The sequence below is a fragment of the Dorea acetigenes genome, from assembly GCF_025567385.1.
Lineage (GTDB): Bacteria > Bacillota > Clostridia > Lachnospirales > Lachnospiraceae > Claveliimonas > Claveliimonas acetigenes.
Genome location: NZ_JAOQJU010000043.1, coordinates 1 through 21594 on the forward strand (window position 1 = coordinate 1; position 21594 = coordinate 21594).

The window sequence follows — 21594 nt, forward strand, 5'->3', positions numbered from 1 at the left end:
CAATCGTTCCAAAATGCGGTTATGGAGGGGGTTCTTTATGGCTGCGAGCAGGGGCTGTATGGATGGAAAGTGACAGACTGTAAAATCTGTTTTGAATATGGATTGTATTATAGTCCTGTAAGTACCCCCGCAGACTTTCGGCTGCTTTCCCCTATCGTATTGGAGCAGGCTTTAAAAAAAGCAGGGACAGAACTATTAGAGCCATATCTCCACTTTGAAATTTATGCACCGCAGGAATATCTCTCACGGGCGTATCATGATGCTCCAAGGTATTGTGCAGATATTGTAAGTACTCAGATAAAGAATGACGAGGTCATTCTGAAAGGAGAAATCCCTGCTAGATGTATTCAAGAATACAGGAACGATTTAACTTATTTCACAAATGGGCAGGGAGTCTGCTTGACAGAGTTAAAAGGATACCAGCCAGCTACTGGTAAACTTATTTGCCAACCCCGCCGCCCGAATAGCCGTATAGATAAGGTTCGGCATATGTTCCACAAGTTAGCCTAACAGCTTGCATAAGTCGTATAAAATGAGATTTGAAAGGATTAGAAGCTAATTATGATGAAATGCGAATGGATATTATGTCCTGTTTGTGGGAGCAAAACCCGTAATAAAATTAGGAAGGACACTGTTTTGAAGAATTATCCCCTTTATTGTCCAAAATGCAGACAAGAAAGATTGATTAAAGTTGACAACTTGAAGATAACTGTCATCAAAGAGCCAGACGCTTAAGACGCAGAGCCGATGAAATTGTGGAACAATTCACGAATCATCGGCTCTTTTTGTTTCGTATTTGAAAGAACAAACTCACCAAATAAAAAAAACGATATTCGGGTGGGTTATTTTGTTATACCCTAAATTACCCTCTGAATTTGTTTTTAAATTTGGAGGGTTTTTATGTTCCTTTTTTCGGGCGGTTGCCCATCTGCTTATATAAAGCAAAGTTTATTTATACATAGCACATCAGGGAATGGCGGGAAGCCAGTTAAAAAAATCCCTGCCAGTGCAACGGTACTTCCCACCATGAAGGTAGAAGTACAATCTCCATACAACAGAATTAGTATTTCCCATAACCGTAAAGGTCACAAAGCCTTTGCGGTTTTTCTTTTGTCGTTTTTGGTTGGAAAGTGCCGCAGGACTATTATTGGTGTTAAGTGTCGTTCGCCGCCTTTCAATCTGGATTTTTATGTTTTCAAAGATTCAGATTGATTGGAGGAAAAAAGAATGGCATATAACAACGGACGTGAGGACAGGAAGTGGCGTATCTGGAAAGAAGCCGAGGAAAAAGTGTTGCGGGAACATGGAGTTGATGAAGCTACCATCGAACAAATCCGTATTGACGACAGGGCAGACTTTAATTCCAACAGGCGGTTTTACCATTGGACAAGCGATTTCGGGGAATACCTTGAGGGAATGGCAGACAGGGAACAGTCAGCCGAAGTAAAGACCGTTGAAGATTTACTGGATGAAATCGAAGATGAAAATCTGTATCAGGCATTACTTACGGTGGACAGGCGTACACTGCAAATCGTTCTGCTGAAAATGAAAGGGTATTCCACAAAAGAGATTGCCCCGCTTGTGCATTTAACGACGGGTGCTATCTATGCACGGTTAGACCATCTTAGAAAAAAGTTGCGGAAGATTTTATAGTCATCTAATACAGCATGCTTTCTTATGGGCTATTGGGTGGGGGATAAAATTCTCCCACCCAATTTTAGAATAAGTGAATAAAATCCCTGTCCATAGAGAATACTAAAAAGTTTGTGCAAAATCTTGACAGCCATATTGCCGCTATGGTATTCTGAAATACCAATGGGGAAATTGGAAGATTGAAAATTAAATAAGCACATAGATATAAGATTGAAATGTCAGCCAATCGGCAAGGCTGACATGGGTTTTGAATTTCAAAGCCGCTACATAGCATTGCGAATCAGAGCGGGAGGGAATCCTCTTGTCGTTCGTGATGCAGTGTGGCGGCTTTTTCATTTATCCAAAAGTCAAAGGCAATAAAATCCAGAACGGAGGTGGAAAGGACATAGGATTTCCTTTTCGGAGGGTAAAGGCAGGCATTAAGAAAGCCGTTACACAGAAAAATGCTCTGCGGAGTTGTCCACAGAGATAGCGAGCATCGGATTGTGTCAGCCACAATCCAATCCACACCCTAAAGGCGTGTGGACTAACTTAGGGGACAACCCCTAGCTACCCCGATAAAAGGAAAAATAAAACTGGAGGATTAAGAAAAATGAGTAGAGAAAAATCAGAAAAAGTATGCATTACTTTTAGATTGAGCGAAGAAGAACATGAAAAATTAAAGCAGTATTCATCCGCCTGCGGTCTGTCCACCGCAGAATTTATGCGTCAGTTATGCAGGGGAAACGCACCGCAGCCACAGCCAGAGAAAGAATTTTGGGAACTATTAGGCACGCTTTACGAAGTACACGTAGCCTTTAAAAAGTGTATCCCCTACGCCCCTTCCGCTGATGAAATATGCAGGGAGATTGAGGATTTTATCTTGGAACTGCAACGGAATTATACCCTCCCACAGCAGTTTGACATGGAAAAATTGACGGAACAGGGGGCAGTCTGATATGGCGGCAACGAGCCTCTGGCACATCGAAGGACGGTTGAAAGACTTAATTTCTTATGTGGAAAACCCAGAAAAGACCGTGCCGAATAAGGAGATGCAGGACTTCTTTGACGTGTTCTCCTATGTGAAGAATCCACAGAAAACGGACAATGGAGAGTTTGTTTCCGCCATCAACTGTTTAAAAGAAACAGCGTTACAGCAGATGATTCTAACGAAAAAGCAGTACCAGAAGACAGGCGGGTATATCGCTTGGCACGGCTACCAGAGCTTCAAGCCAGACGAAGTAACGCCCGAACAATGCCACGAAATCGGCTTAAAACTTGCGAGGGAAATGTGGGGCGACAAGTACCAGATAATCGTTGTCACCCACCTTGACAGGGGGCATCTCCACAATCACTTCTGCTTCAACTCTGTTTCCTATCTGGATGGGAGCAAATATAATTACTCAAAATCGGAGCAGAAACGGCTAAGGGAAACGTCAGACCGCTTGTGCAGAGAGTACGGATTATCGGTGATTGAGAACCCGAAGAAAGCACCGTCAAGACCGCTGTATCTGGATGAAAAGAGCGGCAAGCCGACACGCTACAACGTCTATCTGGAAGATTTAGCGGAGGCAATCAGCGGCAGTCGGGATATTCCGCACATGATGAAGTATCTAATCGACAAAGGCTACGAGGTTGATTTTTCGGGCGGGCATTGGAAAATGAAGCTGCCGCAGTATAAGCATTTCACAAGATTAGATACGCTTGATGAACGCTTAACGCCCGATTTTATCCGTTCACATTTAGGCACAAGGGCAAGATATGGGAACTACAAAGCAAAGATTTCCTACTCTCCCCATATGCCCGAAGAATATAAAAAGGCTTGGAAACCGCACCAGAAAACAAGGGGAATCTTAGCGTTGTATTACTATTGGTGCTATCAGTTGGGGATATTTCCCAAAGGCACGGACTACAAGCCGACAAGCCCGCTTATGAAAGAGGAGCTTCGGAAACTGGATGAGATTACCACACAGGTACGCTATATGTCGGAGCATAACATCTCCACCCTCTCCGATTTGCACGCCGACAGGGAGAAGAACCAGACGGAAATGGACAGGCTTACCAACTATCGGCGGCATTTGCAGAATAAGATACGGCGTGCTTCACCCGCCGAGAAAGAAACGCTCCGAGAAGAAAAAAACGGGGTGACGGAACGGATAACGGAGCTGCGAAAGCGGCTGAAATATGCGGACGGGATTGAAAAACGCTCTGCCCACATTGATGACTGCTTGAACCAAATCCACGATACGGTTGAAAATCAAAGGTCAAACCAGAATGGCAGGACAGACCGCAAGAGGGAGGACGCATTGCGATGAGCAGACTGACAGAACAGGAACTTACGGAAATTTTAGACGAAAATAAGGGTATCTCAATGGTAAACCCGAATAGGGTGTACCCGCCCCTGCCGCCTGCTGAAAACATTATGCCCCTTATGCGTATCCCTGAACAGGCAACGCTCTGCGAGAAAATCGGCGGCACGGAATATACAGTGACCGCACATTTCCGAGAGGACGGGAGGGACTTGCTTGGGCTTCTCAGCAGGATATTCATGCGGGACACAGCAGATTACAGTTTTGATTCCGAGGGTTATGATGAGGATTAAGAAATATCGGAAAGATTATCGCTTTAAAGCGTTGAAGTTTGACCGCAGGCGTGGTATACTGTATCTACACTTCATACTATCGTGTCTGCTGTCGGAAAGGAGAAAGCATTGCAAAGACAGCAGGAAGAAATCACCGCCTTGTACTGTCGTCTGAGTCAGGACGATGGACGTGAAGGCGAGAGCAACAGTATCGTAAATCAAAAAGAATATCTATTCAAGTACGCTAAGGAACACGGGTTTCCAAATCCCACCTACTATGTGGACGATGGCTATACGGGTACGAATTTTGCTGGGGTTAGATAGCGATACTTTTTACATCTACCATGTTGCGGCGGTCATGGTTGACAACTTGCGTCGGCTCCTGCTCGGTATCAACCTGTCCGACAAAGCTATAATGGATTTCGATTTTCCGGGTGTTGGTTTCCCGGTCTAATTCATGTATCAAAATACGGTCGATAAACTCATGGACGTTTTCATAGGTCAATTCCTGTATGTCGCTGTATTTCCCGACAATCTGAATAAACCTTGATATATCCCTTTTTCGCTCGGTAACGGTTGCGATCTGCTGTTGTAACTCGTCTATCCTTGCGGCAAGGGATTTCTTTTCGTCCTCATAGCCGGAAGTTAGAAACACAAACCGTTCATCTGTCAGTCTGCCTAATGCGTTGTCCTCATACAGCTTGCGGAAAAGCGTGTCAAGTTCGGTCATACGCGCCTGTGCTTTGAAAAGTTCCTTTTGCTGCTGCGCTAATGCCTTTCTCGCTTCCATGTCGCCGTACTCGGTAGCTTTACAGATAAAGTCCTGTTCGTGTTCCTTAACATACCGCAAAACCCGCCGCATATCTTCCAGCACTAAATCAAGAAGTACGTTTTTGCGGATATAATGAGAGGTACACTCGCTGCCTGTCCTTGCCCTGTTGCGCCATGCGCCGCAAGAATAGGAAAACTTGCGCGGCTCGATATTTACGCCCTGTTGGTAATACATCTTATGTCTGCAACCAGCGCAAAACAGCAAGCCGGAAAAAATATCAATCTCCGCTGCTTTTGTCGGGCGGTGGCGGGTAGCAATCCGCTTTTGCGCAAGTTCAAAGGTTTCCTCGTCAACAAGCGGCTCATGGGTGTTTGGGAAGAAATAGCGTTGTTCTTCTTCGTTCTTCCGGGCCTTTTTCGACTTGTAGGATACCTTGTGAGTTTTCGCGGTTATGGTATGCCCTAAATATTCCTGCCTTGCTAATATGTCATAGAGCGTTTTGTCCGGCCAAGTATAGGGGGCGATCATTGCCCGCTGATACCGCGCCTGTCCTGTACGCTGATAGCGCAACGCTCCAATCGTCAAGACTTTGTTTTCCGCAAGCCATTTTTGGATTTCGCACATACGCACGCCGCTAACAAACATAGCGAAAACCTGTTTGACAATCGGCGCGGTTTCCGGGTCGGGTATAAGGTGGTGGCGGTTGTTCGGGTCTGGGATATAGCCGTATGGATATTCCCCGTTGACGCGCTCGCCTTTTTGCGCCTGTGCCTGTTTAACTGCGCGGATTTTCTTGCTTGTGTCGCGGGCGTAAAACTCGTTAAACCAGTTCCGCAAGGGGGTAAACTCGTTATCCTCCCGCGCTGTGTCAACTCCGTCGTTGATCGCGATATAGCGTACTCCGTTTTCGGGAAATACAATCTCTATGAGTTCGCCCGTTTTCAGATAGTTTCTGCCAAGACGGGAAAGGTCTTTGGTAATGACCGTCGCCACTCGTCCGGCTTCCACTTCCTGCAACATCGCTTGCAGCCCCTCGCGCTCAAAACTCACGCCGGAAAATCCGTCGTCCACAAAAAACTTTGTGTTCAAAAAATGGTGTTCGTCCGCATAGCGTTGAAGTATCATTTTTTGGTGCTGTATGCTTCCGCTTTCTCCGGCTTGCATATCCTCTTGACTTAAACGGCAGTAAAGGGCGGTGATTTTATTCGACTGTAACATTAGTCCTCCTTTCCGACAGCCGAATAAACAGGTATAATGTGTTGCTATCATTATACCATATCCCGCCGCCTAATGCACTACTCGGACGCTAAAAATCCCGGATTTCCGGGCTTTTTCTGCAAATCCTTTACAATGAGTTTCTCAATCTTTTTATGGATTGTATCGGTTGCCTTTTCACTCGGCAACGCTTGAACAAGATAGGTGATTTTCCCTATTTTGCGTTCGGTTGTAATTGTCTGTTTTTTATCCATTAGAAAAACCTCCTTTTCCTGTATGGATAAACTATATTCGTCAAAAGGCAAAAACGGGCGGTTGTTAGCTGCAACCTCACGGGAGTTTCACCCCGGCCCATGCTTATGGGTGCGCCGCGCAATACTTTGAGGGTGTTCAACGCGGGAGTATCATTGTGCCGCCTTGTATGTCGTCGCCCACAAGCTGCTAAACCTGTTTTACGGCGCGGTAGTTCTCGCTCGGCTTTTCCCCTATGGGGAAAAGCTGTCATGGCGTACCCGCCGACTGGCTCGGTACAGACGGAATGTACCCGTTTGCCTGTTATGCTGCGCACCAAAGGCCGCTTTCTTTGTCAAAGAACAATAGGCTTTGTCGGCCTGCAAAAGCACATCAACAGCGGATATGCTTTTGCGGAACGACAAATAGCCCATAACGGGAAGCGTGGAAAGGGGACACGCTCCCCGCATGGGCTAAAAGATTATCCTACATGAAAAGCAAGGGTGCGGGTAATAAGGCGCACTTGCAGCCTGTTACGCATTTCCTCGTCCACATAGGAATAGGTATTGCCCGCGTCGTCTTTCAGCGTGCGGGTACAAAGTTTCGCTATGTAACCCTCGTAGTGCTTCAAGATCGCGCACATGGCGGTTGTGTCGCCGTTTGCCGCTGCGGAAATGACAGGGAACGGCAACAGATTTTCAGACTTCCTAACGGTATTCATCATCTGCTTTTCCCTCCAAATACTGTTTGATTTTCGCAAGCGCGGATTTCCTGTGCCGGAAAACCGTCGTGCGTACAACATTCAGCAGTTCGCCAATTTCCGCGTCGCTCATATCCAAGAAGTAGGACAAAAGGATAATGTCGCGTTTCCTTTCGGGCAAAGCGTTAAGGGCTTCGGCAAGCAGTTCATTTTTGACGAGTACATCAAAGCCGGACACTTGAAAACGGAAATAATCGCTTTCGTATTCGTCCGTTGTGAAAAGCTGCGCGAGTTCGCTTTCGCTCAAATCCGAAAAAGTAACTTCGCGTGCTGCGCGTTTCGCAAGAGTGCGGCGGTGGCTTTTCGCTTCGCCGACCAAAGTTTTCTTTGCTAATGCGTCGTACTGATGTTGTATTCTTTCCTTGTCGGAAGAAGATAGCTCCATAGAGTTCACCTCCTTCCCGCGTGGAGTAGAGGACGGGAGTTAAGGGCTTGTCCTCTCTGCCCCTTTCGCTCCGTACCCGTTCGGGAGATGGCTCTTGAGTGCGCTTTTCAGAAAAAAGTTGAAAAAAGCAAAATGCGCCCGTCCGCAAGACGCGGACGGGCGCAAAGGAAATGTAAGCAGTAGCTAAATGTATTGACAGTTCACATTCATAGCCGGAATATCCCGCTTGCGGAGCATAGCTTTTTTTGACCGCAAAGCATTAGGCGGGTTACAGTAAATAAAAATGGACACGGCGATACCTCCCCGATACCGCCGTATCCTTAAAAAAGGGCGACTTTAATACACTACCCGCAATCCATTCTATAATAGGGAACAGCGGCTTTTGCGCAATATTAAATAAAAAAGCCGATAACACATAGGTTTTTTGACCTAATGCGTTATCGGCTCTGCGTCTATGCGTCTGGCACTTTTAATCATTTTTTTTTGAATTTATTATATGTGTTAGCTAACTGTCCACAAGCCGCGTTAATCTCTCTGCCATGAGAAACTCTCATAGTAACTTCAAGTCCTGCTTGCTCTAATTGATGTTTGAATGCAACTATTTCCCGTTTCTGTGGTGCTTTAATTCTTGAATTGCTTGTTGGGTTGTATTGTAACACGTTAATCATAACTTTTTTGCCCCGAAACCATTTTGCAAGTTGTCTTACATCTGAGGGCCGGTCATTTATACCCGGTAAAAGCAAATACGCAAAGACAATTTTGCGATTATGCCTTTCAGAATAGGATAAGGCTTGCTTAACAACATCTTCAATAGCATATATGCGCATGTGAGGAATAATACGATTTCTTGCAGATTGTGTTGCTGCGTGTAAAGATATTGTCAACTGAATTTTAAGATGTTCCTCGCGCAATTTTTTTAATTGATCGACCGGACCAACTGTTGATATGGTAATGCCGTCGGTTGGAAAGTTGAGCCCATATCTATCTCGGAGAATATGGATTGCTTTTATCAAGTTGTCATAATTGAATAAAGGCTCTCCCATACCCATAAAAACGATACGGTTTACTTTTCGACGCAACAATATAATCTGTTGTACGATTTCTGACGATGTTAGATTACGAACAAAGCCATTTCGCCCGGACTCACAAAAAATACAACCAACAGGACAACCGACTTGTGTGCTCACGCAAACAGTTCCACCATCTCGCCGCTTGATAAAAACCGTTTCAATGTATTTGTTGTCTTTCAGTTCGTAAACATACTTTTCAGTATCACTGCTTTTGCAAATATTTTTTACCAACATTGATAGATTTTTTTTGCGTGGTAATTGCTTATATAATTCTTCATATAAGGCTTTTGCTTCATTCTCGCCAATAACTTCCGACATTTCTTTGTAAGTAAATCCGTATGGATCATTCCGTACTTCCGCAGGCGTATATTTAGGTAAACGTTTCATTTTTATATCCTTTCTTCTAAATAATAAAAGTTTGTTTTTCTGTATTTTTGATTACAATCTCTAATTTTTCTACATCAATGATATGCGTCAATTTGCATTTAGGGCAGAAAAGAGGAAAATCTTTTAATACAGTATTATGAAATACTTGAACTCTCGTCTTTCCGTTACAAATCGGACATTTTATCCAATATTTTTTAAGCATTATATTTCACTCGTCCTTTTTACACAAAAAAATGCAGGTCAATCCTCAACATGAGCATTGACCTGCATTTATAATGCACAGAGCAGTACAACAAAACTAAGGCATAGCTTGCACTATGTCTATACTATATCTATACGTCGTTAGTTTTTTGTATAGCATCCGCAAAATAAGCATGACAAAAAAGCCCATGTTGAAAATGGGAAAATCCTTTTTTTCAATGCTTATCTAATACGCATGCTATGCAACATAAACGCCGCCTCCTTTTACATAAATTTTATTTTATCAGAAAATCAGTCTACTGTCAATACACAACAGGAAGTATTTAACCTAATGATATGAATTGTGTGGACATATCCAAAAAGAAAGGTGAACTGTAAAATGTAACAGGGTGAATGAAAATGGCAAAAAGACCCGTACCATTGTACGACTTTAAGGCTTTCGGGGCAGCTATAAAAGCCGCGAGAAATGAATACGGCGAGAGCCGCAAAAAGGTAAGCGACGAGTTATATATTTCCCCGCGCTACCTTGCGAATATCGAGAACAAGGGACAACAGCCGAGTTTACAGGTATTCTATGACCTTGTAACCCGGTATCATATTTCGGTAGATCAATTTTTCTTCCCGAACAGCAATGCGGAGAAATCCACCGGGCGGCGGCAGCTTGACGCGCTGCTGGACGGTATGAGCGATAAAGGCATACGGATTGTAACCGCAACAGCAAGGGAGATAACGGAAGTCGAAAAAGCAGAGGATTAACCTCACAATATGAGAAATCGGGAGATTGCAGCGCATGGCGGCTGCAATCTTTTTTTGCGTCCAAAATCAAAGGAACGCGCAACAAATGTAGTATACCATTCATCCGTGTTATCTGCAGAATATTTTGCGTTATTTAATATTGAATTTCCTGTTTTATTTATAGTTATAATTTCTTGATCTTTGCCGTTGATCATTTGCTTGATTCTCCCCTGCATGAATTTCTCATTTGTCTTGATTAGATTCTAATTCTTTTAATTTCTTTTTCATTTCTTCATATTCATCGAAATAAGAAATTAATGCTCTTTCAACAGCAACCGTTTTTGTATGTCCTGCATCTTTACAAAAATTTTCTAATCGCTCATAAATAGGAGTTTCAATACATACATTAAGGTATGTTCCATTCTTTTTTGGTCTTGCCATTTTTTTCTCCCTGCATTTAATACTATTACATGAATTTTCCTCAAATAATTGTACCACTGAAAACTACTTAAATCAACTATTCACTACTTGTTATCAAATATATAAAAGATAAAATCAGGTTTTGTACTACTAAATGATTTTAAACAAAATAAGGCCCAAAAGGGAACTTTCCCTTTTGAGCCTATACACTTTATCAGCTAACATATTTTGCTTTCATTTTTCCTCATGGTCATGAGGCTTTTTTCTCTTAAATCGCATTCTATGAATCCTTTGATTGTTCCTTCTGTTCTTCAATAATTCGTTCTGTTGCTTTATGAATTCTGTCCTTAGAATAGGGTGGTCTTAAATTCAATGACAACCGGCCCTTTTTGATTATATACGTTTCACTGCCATCCTCCGAAGATCCTTTCAACCAGCAATCATCCGGATACTTCTCAGCGAATGCCCGTAACCGTTTCTGCAAGCTCTGATTGAAGGTATACACATCATAGAATCCGTCATCTTCATTGGTCAGAATAATCGTTTCTTTTTCACACTTTAACCTTCGCATATTCTACCCCCGCTTTCTTTCCATTTCCTGATCCAGGTATTTGGGTATCGGTTTTCCGGACCGGCGAGCAATGGCAATCTGTTTCTGATGCAGACGTTTGATCACGGATCTTCGTTTCTTAGATTTTCCATCCTGTTGATTTCGGGAGGTCTGATTGTTGCTGCTAGCATCAGAGGTCTTTTCCTGATTCTTCTTCTGATTATTCACCAGACCGTCCACCATATCATAATTGGCTTCGGTACCAGATTCTCTGCTTCGTTCATAAGTGCCGTTCTGGTAGAATTTCTGGTAATGTTCCAGACGGATTTTACCATCTTGTTTTAGCTGTTCGACCGGATTTAGCGGTACTTGCTGTTGGATGTAATCATGAATCTTTTGTTTTGTCTTTTCATCGAATTTCTTACATTCTTCGACAACCATTTTTCCATAGGCATCCAGGATAACACCCTGGGCCTGATCTCGGTATACCTGATGTTCCATCAAATAAAACTGTTTTCCATCAATAATGATGGTGTCTGTGGCAATCCAGTTTCCTTTTTTCCCATCGATCTGATAATTCTCAGTTTCCATAGTGATCAGTGCACCGGATGTATTGATACGAATGAATCCGGCCAGATACTGTGGATAGTTTTCATCTACATAGTAGCAACTGATTTCTCCGTTCTTGTTCAATACGAGCACGTCACTGACTTCGCATTGCTTTTTCATTCGTTTCCAGATGTCAGCGACTTTTTCATTTTCCTGCATTTCATGAATCGAGACTAATCGGTAATTTTCGACAGTAATCGACACATTCTGCTGTCTTGCCTCTTGATATGGCAGATGCCACAGTGCTTTTCCTGCTGTCTGCTGATCTACTCGGTAGACTGCAAATTGATTAAGCTTCATAGGCATCGTTCTCCAAGTTATTCAGATAATAATTCAGATCCAGAGAATAGTAGTATTTGTCTTCGATCTGCTGTAATTTTCCAACTGTAGAATTGATGATCTCAATCATTTCATCATTCTCAGGATCACTTTCTTCCTGTTCCATAACTTCCAAAGCTTCTTTCAGTGTTTGGATTGTTTCTTCCTTTGTGTGCTGCTGGAAGATAGCAGTAATAGTCAGTTCGTTTTCTTCCAGGTTTACATTTCTCATAGGCTCATTTCCCCCCTTTTCTTTTTCGGTATTGGTTTCATCTGTATATTCAGCTCCTTCTCGTTTTTTTCTTTGCTTATATTTTTTTCGTTATCCACTTTCTTATTGGATTCCAGAGGATTTTCCACATTTGGATGTCTTTCTTCCAAGTACTTTTCCACACGACTGATTGCATTTTGCACATAAGAATTTTCTCTAAATCCAGGAATCGAATTCAAAAATTCTTTCTGTATTTTTCCTTCGATCATCAGACTCTGCATTCCTTCATAATCACTTCCGTCTTTCAGATCAAAGCCAACACATTTCAGTCCATGCATACGTTCTGATGGGATTTTCTCATAAGCTTCCAAGGCTTCCGGTAATGTCAGGTCATAATGTACTTCACCCATCACAGGAAATTCAGCACATTCAGCCGCATAAAAGCTGATACATGTAAGATCATTTTCATAATCCACATTTTCTATTTCCGGGACAATATCGAGTATTTTTTCTCTTTGTACTGCAAAGTCTGGAAGTTCTGCAAATCCAAATCGATCCACGTAATATGCCTGCATATCCCCACCACGGTTTGTAATGATAACATCACTAACCGACATAGAATGTGCTTTATAATCTGCCGGTGGATTATCGTTGAATACGGCATACAAATCATCCAGCTTTTCATTTTCATGTAATCTGCCAGAATAGACACATTTATAATTTGCTGCATCGATTGTAATTCCATCTTCTTTGACCATTGCCATATTCATAAATAAATGTTGTTTTCCAGGTGTGTCTTCATCCACGTGGTAAATCGCATAGCGGTCACCATTACCTCTGAACATTTCTTCCTCTAGGGTATAATCAAACTTAAATGGATACAAAGCCCGATCAACTCTTTCCGAAATATCCGTTCCTTCTGCAATCGTATCTTCCAGCCAGTCTTTGATATCTCCCCATGATTCAAACTGCAAGTATCCGGCAATTTCATGTGTCCCATCCGGCGCCAGTACAATATGTCCCGGTTCGCTTTCCCGATAATCATAGCGGTATCCGGCTGCTTCCAGTGCATCTACCAGAATGCCGTATTTATCATGTAATTCTGTTTTCTGTTTTTCTTCAAGAATGATTTCCAGCTCTTCTGTAAGCTGATCGATCATTTCACCGGCTGTCTTGCGGATCACATCCATAGATGCTTTCATTTCTTTCATTTCCCGGCTGCTGCTCCAACCTGCAATGTAAGGGAAACTATAATCCGATGTATCCAAACCAAAGGAAGAACACACACAGTAAGCAACGGATTCAGCCTCAACCTCTTTTGTCAATCGGTCTTTTTCTACACCAAGGCTTTCCATGATCTCCCTGTCATGCAATTTTGCATGGACTGTTTCATGAATAGCAGTCTTTAAGGTCTGGCTTTCACTGAGTCCTTTTTTGATCACAATTTCCTTATCTGCATTATGATAATATCCATTAGCATTGTCATCGATCTCATCGAATCGTATCGGTACTGGGGATATTTTCTGAATAGCCTGCATGAAAGAATCAAAATCCTGTACAGCTGCAGTCAGTAATTCTGGTGCCAGTGTCTGGATCGGTTCTCCGGATGTCTGAGCAATATCAAATACCGTAACTGCTTTAAAATGCGGAACTGTAACTTCCACCTGTTCAGTCTTAGGTTTTCCATCGCTTCCCATGATCGGTCGCTGATTTTCATCCAGAACCTCTTTTTCCTTCATTTTCTTATATGGTGCCGGGGCAATGATTGTAATTCCTTTTTCACCTTTCATGACCTGTCTACCCATGGACTGCCAGTTTTTGTAGCTGGTAACAAGTGTGGCATCCGGTCGCTGCATAGCGATCAGCATTGTATTATTAAAAGAATAATTGTGAAACTTTGCCATGGTTTTAAGAAATTCCTGATAGCGGTTACTTGTAAATAGTTCTTCCACACCGGATTCCAGTGACTGCATAATGCTGTCCATATCTTTTCCCGGAACCGGCAGTGGAATAGTAGTAGTTTTGTTTTGTTCTGTCATAATACTCCTTTCCAAAAACGCCCCACGACATTGTGTTTATGCCGCAGGGCTTTTTATTAGTTGACGAGATGATTATTTTTTATTAAAGTTCCATATCGTGCTTCTTTGTTTTCGGTTTCTGATCCGGCTGTTCTTTTCCTGCTTTCTCTGTTTTTGCAGCCTGCGCTTCTTTTTCTTTCTGACGTTCTGTAAATCTGTCGGCTTTTTCAAAGACGTGATCCTTTGTGTCAAAGTGATATACATCATTGGTAAGGCGTTCTGCTGGTGCTACCTGAGTCGCATTGACTTCTTTTACCATATCTCTTAACATTTCAGCATCCACTTGCCCGTCATCCGGTAAAATCAGCATTTCATGAATGGATGATGGCAAAATAAAGAAATCATTTCCCAGAAGTTCCCCCATGTTATCCATGAATTCCGGATAAAAGATCACACCGGCACCATCAACTCTTTCTGTATTTGTAACAACAAAGAATGTCGGCATCTCACTTGATTCCTGCAATGTTTCTAGCAGCATTTCACGTTCATCCGGTGTCAGCATGAGAATATTTTTCTGATACATTTCATCTATCAATGCACCTATACTTGATACCTCCGGGACCATAACTCGTGGTGAACTTTTCATAGCATCTTCATGAAGCTGTTCTGCTGAGATTCCATACTGTTCAAGCAGATCATTCTTGATAAACATGGAACTTAATCCATTCTCATCCTTGTCTACTGCCACATGATAGGTAATTGCGAGGTCTTCTTTCAGCTGGTGTGGAGCATTTTCGAGGACTTCCTTATTTGCTTCGGCTGATGATACACGGATAAACAGCTTGTCCTTCACATCTTCATAATTAAAAATAGCTTTCAGATCAACCTGTATCGGTGCCTCAATAACTATATCTGCAATCTTTCTGCATACAGTTTCCATTGTTACGCCAGGCTGTGCTTTATATGCTTCATACAACTGATTAAGATTGATCGTCGGGGTAAGCATCTCACCTTCTTTTCTCACCATCAATCCCGTATAGGCACGGTTCAGTTGCTGACACTCCATCGTTGATACTTCTACATTCTCATACTCCTCTGGTAAAAAGAGTTTGATATTATCCTTTACTTCACTTACAAATTCGTTAAAATTCATTCTTCGTTTCCTCCTCTAATCTGTTTTTTTATTTCTTTTTGCTTTTGTTTTTTGATTTCTTTTTGGGAAAGGATAAAGAAAAATTCACCTTTCCGGTTTCATCTGTATCCATATGGAGATCTGCCTCAAAGTACATATTTTTCTTTCTGGAATACAGGTCTTTCACATGCACACTTCCGTTTTTCAGAAGTTCTGCAGCCATCTTTTTATCCATGGTTTTTTCCATGCTCTGCAGATAGCGGTTATCTTTCCAGAGCGCAAAGTGACAATCATGGTTGCTGCAATAGAAGTTGGGTTTGCTTTCATATACCAGGCTTCCACATACCGGACATGTTCCAATGCTTTCTCTGGTCTGAAATCTTCTTGTTTCTTCTTCGGAAATCGCATCGCATCCATTCAGCATCATGGTCAGCATGTTTTTGATCCCGGTCATAAACTGTTCCGGTGCAATCTCTCCATGCTCCATCAAGAGCAGCTGGTTTTCCCATTCTGCAGTCATACTTGCAGATTTCAGGAAGTCCGGCAGGATCTCCACAAGGACTTTTCCATCCTCTGTTGGAAGAATCTGTTTTCCTTTTCGGGTGGCATACTGGGAATAGATCAGTTTTTCGATGATACCGGCTCTTGTTGCCGGAGTTCCTAATCCTTTCTTTTCTGTATCTTCATCGAATTCCTTATTTCCAGCAGTTTCCATTGCCGCAAGGAGCGTATCTTCACTGTATGGTTTTGGCGGTGATGTGAAATGTTCTGTCTTTTCTGCAGCTACAGCATAGAAAGTCTGTCCCTGGGTTACTTTCGGGATCTTCTCTTTCATTTCCTGATCCGGATCTACGATTGCCATGCGGTCCTTATTCTTGAAGCAGTTTTCAAAGAGTTTCCATCCATCCTGCAACACAGTTTTTCCTTTTGCTTTGAAGATTTCTCCCTGGCATTCCACTTCAATCTCTGTTTCCTGGTAAACGTGCTCCTTACTCATTGCCATGACCGTGTGAACTGCAATCAGGAAAAGAATCTTTTCTTCCCAAGATTTCAATTCATCCAGATGGCAGGATGAAAGCTCCATCGTTGGGATGATTGCATGGTGATCTGTCACTTTGCTGTTATTCATGACTTTCTTCACATCCGGCTGTTCCGGCTGATCAAAAGGACCTGTCAGTTGATATTTCTCATAAATCTGACGAACCACATTTCTTGCGGTCTGCTCCATATCTTCGGTCAGATACTGGCTGTCCGTTCTTGGATAAGTGATCAGTTTCTTTTCATACAGGTTCTGAGCGGTATCCAGTGTCTGTTTGGCTGTCATTCCGTAGATACGGTTTGCTTCTCTCTGCAGTGTGGTCAGATCATAAAGCTTTGGTGCTTTTACTTTCTTTTCCGTTTCTTTTACTGCTGTGACAATAGCTTCACTTCCTTGGCATCTGCTTCTTAACTGTTCCGCCTCATCCGGATCAAAGATTTTTGGCTTTACAGCCGGAATTCCATCACAATCGAGTTCCACATTGAAATACTTTTCTTTCTGGAAATTGCTGATCTGTCCGGCACGTTCCACCAACATGGCAAGTGTCGGTGTCTGAACCCTTCCAACGGTCAGCTTTTTGAAGTACTTTGTGGTGTAAGCTCTGGTTGCATTCATTCCTACCAGCCAGTCAGCCTGAGAACGGCATACAGCAGCTTCGGCCAGATGTCGGTATTCCTCTGCGGATCTCAGATGCTGCATTCCATCAAGGATTGCTGAATCTTCCAGAGAACTGATCCATAATCGTTTCACCGGCTTTTTACTTCCGGATAAGTCATAGACATGTTTGAAGATTAATTCTCCTTCACGTCCGGCATCACAGGCATTTACGACGTATTCAATTTCCGGACTGTTGAGCAGTCTTTTTAAGATATAGAACTGATCTTTCTTATCTTCTGAGACTGTAACTTTCCAGTCTTTCGGGATGATCGGGAGATCTTCATATCTCCACTGGTTAAATTTCTCATCGTAAGCATCCGGTGAAACATATTCGGCCAGATGTCCGAAGCACCAGCTGACCATACAGTCGGTTCCTTGTAAATATCCGTCTTCTCGTTCCTGTGCTCCAATCACTTCTGCGATTGCTCTTGATACACTTGGTTTTTCTGCAATTACTAAATACAAGATGTATTACCTCCTTCATATAACGAAACGGAGAGAGCATGTTTTACAGCCCCCTCCGCTAAAAAAGTTTATTTATTTTTCATTTTCTTCAAAATCTTCGTCTTCAGACTCTTCCTCATCCGGAACTTCTTCCAGTCCACCTGTTTCCAAACCTTCCGGCTGATCATCCTCATCTTCCTCTTTTTTAGGTTTATAGATCTTGAAGTAGTAGTAAGCTGCCACGCCGCCGAGAGCCAAAATCAGGATTGTTGCCATTGCACCCATATTGGTTTTTGCAGATGATGTTTTCTCAGGATCAACAGTAGCTTCCTTGTCTACATCCTCATTATTTGTCTCATCCAGCACAACCTTCGATGTATCCGGCTGTGGTGTTACAACAGCAGCTGTACTGTCTTTATCCAGAAACTCGGACAGATCATTCTCATCAATCTGAGATAACATATAGACATTCTGGGATGTGGCACTGCGGTCGATCACGATATAGAAAGTGTTGTTATTCTTCGTTGTAACCGTAAGAAATTCCTTTGTGGAATCATCGGTAATGTCATCCTTGACTTCACCATTGCCAGGTGTCGTAAATGCAGTTCCCTGGTCTGTTCCATCTTCTGGCAGCACCTCGTTTGTGTTTGTCGCCTCGTCCTTTTTCTCTTCTTTGTCTGTTGACTGTTCCGTCTGAGTTGTCTCTACTTTGGATGCCTCTGCTGATTCATCCACATAGGCAAATGCTGTGGTTGATGCTGTAAAAAGCATCATGACTCCCAACAGCAGTCCTGCCATTTTCTTATTCATTTTCTTCCATTTCACCATTCTGATATTCCTCCTTATTTTCTTCTGTGAATACAAAGGAGCCTGAACCTTCATCGTCAGACTCCCTGCTTACCTGAAATTTAACTTTTCCACTCTGGATACCATCCAAAAGATCATATAACTGATCATTATCCATCTTCATACCACGGATGCACCTGATCATCTCATTGTCCTCTTCCTGCTTTAATGCAGCCTGGACACCCCTAAGATATTGCTGCAGATCCGCGATCTTTTTCTCTGTCTTGGCAATCTCATCCAGATATTTTTTAATCTTTTTATTCAAACTTTCACCTCCCTTCGTTCACCCCTTTATGGCAGTCTTCCAAAGCACATGAAATGTTGCTGCCAGTAGGATGTGCTGATATTTGAGTAATGGATCGGATCCCCGCAATGGATCATCATATTGTTACCGACATAGATACCCACATGGCTTGCACCGGATGTGTTATACGTTCCCTGGAAGAAAATCAGATCTCCTGGTTTTGCTTCTCCCGGTGATACATAAGTACATACGCCTCTTAATCCTTCTGCGGTCAATCGTCCATAGTTCCATCCATTACCACAATGGTTAAGGACATAGGATACGAAACCTGAGCAGTCAAATCCAGATGGAGAGTAGCCACCCCATACATAAGGTACTCCCAGATATTTTTCTGCTTCTCGGATCATCCGGGCAAATTCTTCATCCTGCAGTGCTTCCGGTGGAATCTCATAACTCATTCCATTACCGCCTGATCCACTGGTCACATTGTTTACATCCCACAGATAATTTCTGTTTCCATAGGTCGTATTTAATGCATTGTAAATAATCAGCTGCTCTGCATTCAGATTGGCTCTTGCCACAGCATCAAAGCTTCCATTTGTCAGTGTCACATATAGAATCTTCTTAGTGCTTGTACTGGTAACCGTTACTTCCTGACTGCCATTGTCATCTGCGATATAGGCTTCCCAGGTCTGGTGTCCATGAGCAGAGGCTGCAGCATGGTTATCATAGTAAACGTCAAACTGCACACCATATCTTGCAAAGGCTCCGGTATCCTCAACTGTGTATTCCACACCATTCATTACTACCTTAGTGCCAATCGGCACAAACGGATTGGAAGCATCTACGGCAATGGTATGGTTTGCAGTTGGATATGCACCACTGGCAGTTGGTCCGCCTGACCATACACCACAGCAGATTCGACAGTTACAATATCCACTGGTCACTACCTGTCCCAATGATTCTCCGACTCGAACATTTCTGGTTTCTGTCACCGTTTCTGTTCGACCTTCCGTATTCAGATGATATTGTGCTTCAAAAAGAGCTTGCAGTTCATTTTCAACATCTGAGTACGTCCAGTCCCCATATTTTGCAGTAAGATACGAGATAAGATGGTATGGATTATGACCAATCTCAGCAATGTTGTACTGATACTCGTCATAATTCGGATGTCTTCGTTCCATCTCATTAATCTGCTGGTTCAAGGCACTTTCCAAAGCAGCATATCTGTTTTCGGCAGCATAGATATCCTCGTCTGAACTTGGATACGTTGTAATACCGATCACAGATCCAGCTCCCTCGATAGAAGCACTGCAGCTCCCCAGAGATACTGAAATGACTAGAAAAAGAAGCGCAAAAATACCGATGCCTGCGAACATGGCACGATTACGCTTTATGATCTCTTTCAAGGCGATCTTTGCTTTTACCGTCATGTTCTCAACACCGGCAATGGTTGTTGCTCCACCCAGACTGTCAGCGGATTTTCCGGCTCTGGCTGCTCGGTAAGCATCCTTATATCGTTTTTTCTGGAAGAAGCGGTTATAGAAATGTCTCTTTTGTTCGGCTTTCTTTACCGTTTCTGCATTCTTGACTCCTTCCATACTTTCTGCAGAACCAAATTTCAGTTTCTTTTCTACGGTAGCCTCACGATAACCTCTGCGATGGGTTTTCACATCCGTTCGTTTGCTTCGGATCTGAGCATGACGCAGACCACGTAACGCATCTTCTGTTTCACGCTCTACAAGTCTGGCACTTTCCACACCTGCATTTTCATCTGTTTCTTCCTCTTCGGGAGAGACTGCTTTTATGCCAGATATAACAGCTTGTGTAGCAATGTATTTCCCGGCTGTCCCTCCCGGTTTCATGCCAGCACCTTTCACCATCTGATTTCCTTCATCATCAAAAGATAATCTTCCGGCTTTTGCTTGTTCTTTGGTCATCTGTTTTTGCAACTGTTTCTTCCGAATGGATTTCTTTTGGCTGTTCAGATTATTATCATCATCCGGGATTTTTTCATAACGATGCAGTTTCTTTCGATATCCGGATACTTTTTCTTCCGGTGTAACTTCAACTGTATCCTCAACAGCTTCCTGCCTGGCAGAAGATTTACGGATTTTCTCCATCTGCAGTCGTTTTCCTTTTCCTGATTTTGAATCTTCATTCTCAGCCTTTTTCCGTTCCCGTTCAGGAACAAATTCTTCCTTATTTTCCGGTCGTCCTCGACTCCTGTGACTGATATCTTTTACACTACCATCACGAAGATTTTCTTCTGTCAAACCATCCCTGGTCATCTTTGCGACCTTTTTATCTTTGCCTTTAAATTCTTTTCCAGCTATAGGTCATCACCTCCTGGCACAACTTTTCTTTCTGTACTCATTCAGTTCCTGGCGTCCTATAATCGGGATACCAGGATAACCATCTGCCTGTGTCCTGATTGCTGGAGAGCTCGCCTGGATATGAAATACCCAGTTCAATTCACTCGGATCTCTCGGCCAGAAACCATTAATCAGCATAGCCTCCTTGAACTGATTGTTGTGCAGATGGATCTGGGTACGTTTATACAAAACTTCTTTCAGATCATCACTGGTAAGATGCGGATAGATTTTCTGTGCCGGATAAAAATTCCAGAATACCCAGTCAAGGATAATGTTCTGTGTTTCCAGCGGAAGTTCATACAGATGATGATCATCATTGACTGTATGAACACGGTATCCAGGCTGTGCATTTTCCAGATTTTTCATCTGAATGTAAGGATTATCCTGGTTCCACTGCCTGATTCGAATCTTATCGATTTCCTTCATGCTTTTCCGCCTCCATTTCTTTCTCTCGTTTTTCAACTTCTTCCGGTTTTGTAGTCATCAAACTGTACAGCTTCAAGTTCTTATCGAACTTGTCCTTAAATGGAATAATTGTTGTTCCATAGAAAAGAAGTCCTTCTCCTTCCCCGGAATTCGTCACATAAGACAACTGATATGGGGAAATATTCAGCTGTTTTGCAAGGATCTGTCTGTCACCTGCAGCCTGGTTCAGCATCAGGATAAAATCACTGTTCTATAGTGATAGGTAAGCCTCTGATATCATCTCGGGCTTTTCCCCCACTCCACACCGTGCATGCGACTTTCACCGCACACGGCGTT

25 protein-coding genes and 2 pseudogenes are annotated in these 21594 nt (G+C 42.8%); 9 read left to right on the forward strand and 18 right to left on the reverse strand.

Going from position 1 to position 21594, the window contains the following annotated elements; all coding sequences use genetic code 11:
* From tet(O) to OCV99_RS17405, 8 genes and pseudogenes are all read left to right on the forward strand, one after another.
* A pseudogene (gene tet(O), locus OCV99_RS17370) lies at positions 1–510 on the forward strand (tetracycline resistance ribosomal protection protein Tet(O)); the annotation flags it as partial.
* Between the two features lie 54 nt (positions 511–564).
* The gene (locus tag OCV99_RS17375) at positions 565–735 is read left to right on the forward strand and encodes a cysteine-rich KTR domain-containing protein (RefSeq protein WP_226896997.1); all 171 of its coding nucleotides are present in this window, start codon (positions 565–567) and stop codon (positions 733–735) included.
* Positions 736–900: 165 nt separating this feature from the next.
* Positions 901–1212, forward strand: a complete 312-nt coding sequence (locus tag OCV99_RS17380) for a hypothetical protein (RefSeq protein WP_015535393.1) — start codon at positions 901–903, stop codon at positions 1210–1212.
* A 15-nt stretch (positions 1213–1227) separates the two neighbouring features.
* On the forward strand, positions 1228–1653 hold the full coding sequence (locus OCV99_RS17385; RefSeq protein WP_033126097.1) for a sigma-70 RNA polymerase sigma factor region 4 domain-containing protein: 426 nt from the start codon (positions 1228–1230) through the stop codon (positions 1651–1653).
* A gap of 592 nt (positions 1654–2245) precedes the next feature.
* A complete protein-coding gene (locus OCV99_RS17390; RefSeq protein ID WP_033126096.1) occupies positions 2246–2590 on the forward strand; it encodes a plasmid mobilization protein in 345 nt (114 codons plus the stop codon).
* A gap of 1 nt (position 2591) precedes the next feature.
* Positions 2592–3947: a relaxase/mobilization nuclease domain-containing protein gene (locus tag OCV99_RS17395; protein WP_033126095.1), complete on the forward strand. Its 1356-nt coding sequence runs from the start codon at positions 2592–2594 to the stop codon at positions 3945–3947.
* A complete protein-coding gene (locus tag OCV99_RS17400; protein ID WP_033126094.1) occupies positions 3944–4234 on the forward strand; it encodes a hypothetical protein in 291 nt (96 codons plus the stop codon). The genes OCV99_RS17395 and OCV99_RS17400 overlap by 4 nt, the downstream gene beginning before the upstream one ends.
* Positions 4235–4372: 138 nt before the next feature.
* The gene (locus OCV99_RS17405; protein WP_262576010.1) at positions 4373–4537 is read left to right on the forward strand and encodes a recombinase family protein; all 165 of its coding nucleotides are present in this window, start codon (positions 4373–4375) and stop codon (positions 4535–4537) included.
* Here OCV99_RS17405 and OCV99_RS17410 read toward each other — a convergent pair.
* From OCV99_RS17410 to OCV99_RS17435, 6 genes are all read right to left on the reverse strand, one after another.
* Entirely contained in the window at positions 4530–6203 is a 1674-nt protein-coding gene (locus OCV99_RS17410) for a recombinase family protein (protein ID WP_033126092.1), read from the reverse strand. The two genes, OCV99_RS17405 and OCV99_RS17410, sit on opposite strands and share 8 nt — an antisense overlap.
* A gap of 77 nt (positions 6204–6280) precedes the next feature.
* Complete coding sequence (locus OCV99_RS17415; protein WP_002604472.1) at positions 6281–6454, reverse strand: transposon-encoded TnpW family protein; 174 nt, start codon at positions 6452–6454, stop codon at positions 6281–6283.
* Between the two features lie 458 nt (positions 6455–6912).
* A complete protein-coding gene (locus OCV99_RS17420) occupies positions 6913–7155 on the reverse strand; it encodes a helix-turn-helix domain-containing protein (RefSeq protein WP_002604473.1) in 243 nt (80 codons plus the stop codon).
* The gene (locus tag OCV99_RS17425) at positions 7139–7576 is read right to left on the reverse strand and encodes a sigma-70 family RNA polymerase sigma factor (RefSeq protein ID WP_002604474.1); all 438 of its coding nucleotides are present in this window, start codon (positions 7574–7576) and stop codon (positions 7139–7141) included. The genes OCV99_RS17420 and OCV99_RS17425 overlap by 17 nt, the downstream gene beginning before the upstream one ends.
* A 473-nt stretch (positions 7577–8049) precedes the next feature.
* Entirely contained in the window at positions 8050–9033 is a 984-nt protein-coding gene (gene rlmN, locus OCV99_RS17430; protein WP_002584956.1) for a 23S rRNA (adenine(2503)-C(2))-methyltransferase RlmN, read from the reverse strand.
* Between the two features lie 16 nt (positions 9034–9049).
* Entirely contained in the window at positions 9050–9235 is a 186-nt protein-coding gene (locus tag OCV99_RS17435) for a cysteine-rich KTR domain-containing protein (protein WP_003431289.1), read from the reverse strand.
* A 398-nt stretch (positions 9236–9633) separates the two neighbouring features.
* Between OCV99_RS17435 and OCV99_RS17440 the strand changes: the two genes are divergently transcribed.
* Positions 9634–9990: a helix-turn-helix transcriptional regulator gene (locus tag OCV99_RS17440; protein WP_002584957.1), complete on the forward strand. Its 357-nt coding sequence runs from the start codon at positions 9634–9636 to the stop codon at positions 9988–9990.
* 222 nt (positions 9991–10212) lie between these two features.
* On the opposite strand, the gene OCV99_RS17445 is transcribed toward OCV99_RS17440, so the two are convergent.
* From OCV99_RS17445 to OCV99_RS17500, 12 genes and pseudogenes are all read right to left on the reverse strand, one after another.
* The gene (locus OCV99_RS17445) at positions 10213–10410 is read right to left on the reverse strand and encodes a hypothetical protein (protein WP_015535391.1); all 198 of its coding nucleotides are present in this window, start codon (positions 10408–10410) and stop codon (positions 10213–10215) included.
* A 259-nt stretch (positions 10411–10669) separates the two neighbouring features.
* A complete protein-coding gene (locus OCV99_RS17450) occupies positions 10670–10960 on the reverse strand; it encodes a hypothetical protein (RefSeq protein ID WP_015535390.1) in 291 nt (96 codons plus the stop codon).
* A 3-nt stretch (positions 10961–10963) separates the two neighbouring features.
* Positions 10964–11848, reverse strand: a complete 885-nt coding sequence (locus tag OCV99_RS17455) for a DUF4316 domain-containing protein (protein ID WP_015535389.1) — start codon at positions 11846–11848, stop codon at positions 10964–10966.
* Complete coding sequence (locus OCV99_RS17460) at positions 11838–12098, reverse strand: transposon-transfer assisting family protein (protein WP_015535388.1); 261 nt, start codon at positions 12096–12098, stop codon at positions 11838–11840. Before OCV99_RS17460 ends, OCV99_RS17455 begins: the two co-directional genes overlap by 11 nt.
* The gene (locus OCV99_RS17465) at positions 12095–14116 is read right to left on the reverse strand and encodes a YodL domain-containing protein (RefSeq protein WP_055284538.1); all 2022 of its coding nucleotides are present in this window, start codon (positions 14114–14116) and stop codon (positions 12095–12097) included. The genes OCV99_RS17460 and OCV99_RS17465 overlap by 4 nt, the downstream gene beginning before the upstream one ends.
* Positions 14117–14198: 82 nt before the next feature.
* Positions 14199–15248: a DUF5688 family protein gene (locus OCV99_RS17470; RefSeq protein ID WP_158372271.1), complete on the reverse strand. Its 1050-nt coding sequence runs from the start codon at positions 15246–15248 to the stop codon at positions 14199–14201.
* 28 nt (positions 15249–15276) lie between these two features.
* Entirely contained in the window at positions 15277–17388 is a 2112-nt protein-coding gene (locus OCV99_RS17475) for a DNA topoisomerase 3 (protein WP_044932415.1), read from the reverse strand.
* 72 nt (positions 17389–17460) lie between these two features.
* Positions 17461–18195, reverse strand: a complete 735-nt coding sequence (locus OCV99_RS17480) for a CD1107 family mobile element protein (protein ID WP_101884928.1) — start codon at positions 18193–18195, stop codon at positions 17461–17463.
* Positions 18170–18478 (reverse strand): DUF4315 family protein, encoded by a 309-nt coding sequence (locus tag OCV99_RS17485; RefSeq protein WP_005334805.1) that lies wholly within the window; start codon positions 18476–18478, stop codon positions 18170–18172. The genes OCV99_RS17480 and OCV99_RS17485 overlap by 26 nt, the downstream gene beginning before the upstream one ends.
* Positions 18479–18504: 26 nt before the next feature.
* Positions 18505–20748 (reverse strand): C40 family peptidase, encoded by a 2244-nt coding sequence (locus OCV99_RS17490; RefSeq protein WP_101884927.1) that lies wholly within the window; start codon positions 20746–20748, stop codon positions 18505–18507.
* Between the two features lie 51 nt (positions 20749–20799).
* Positions 20800–21258, reverse strand: coding sequence for a hypothetical protein (locus OCV99_RS17495; RefSeq protein WP_003864573.1), 459 nt, complete (start codon positions 21256–21258; stop codon positions 20800–20802).
* A pseudogene (locus tag OCV99_RS17500) lies at positions 21242–21508 on the reverse strand (VirB4-like conjugal transfer ATPase, CD1110 family); the annotation flags it as partial. The gene OCV99_RS17495 and the pseudogene OCV99_RS17500, both read right to left, overlap by 17 nt.
* Positions 21509–21594: the final 86 nt, after the last annotated feature.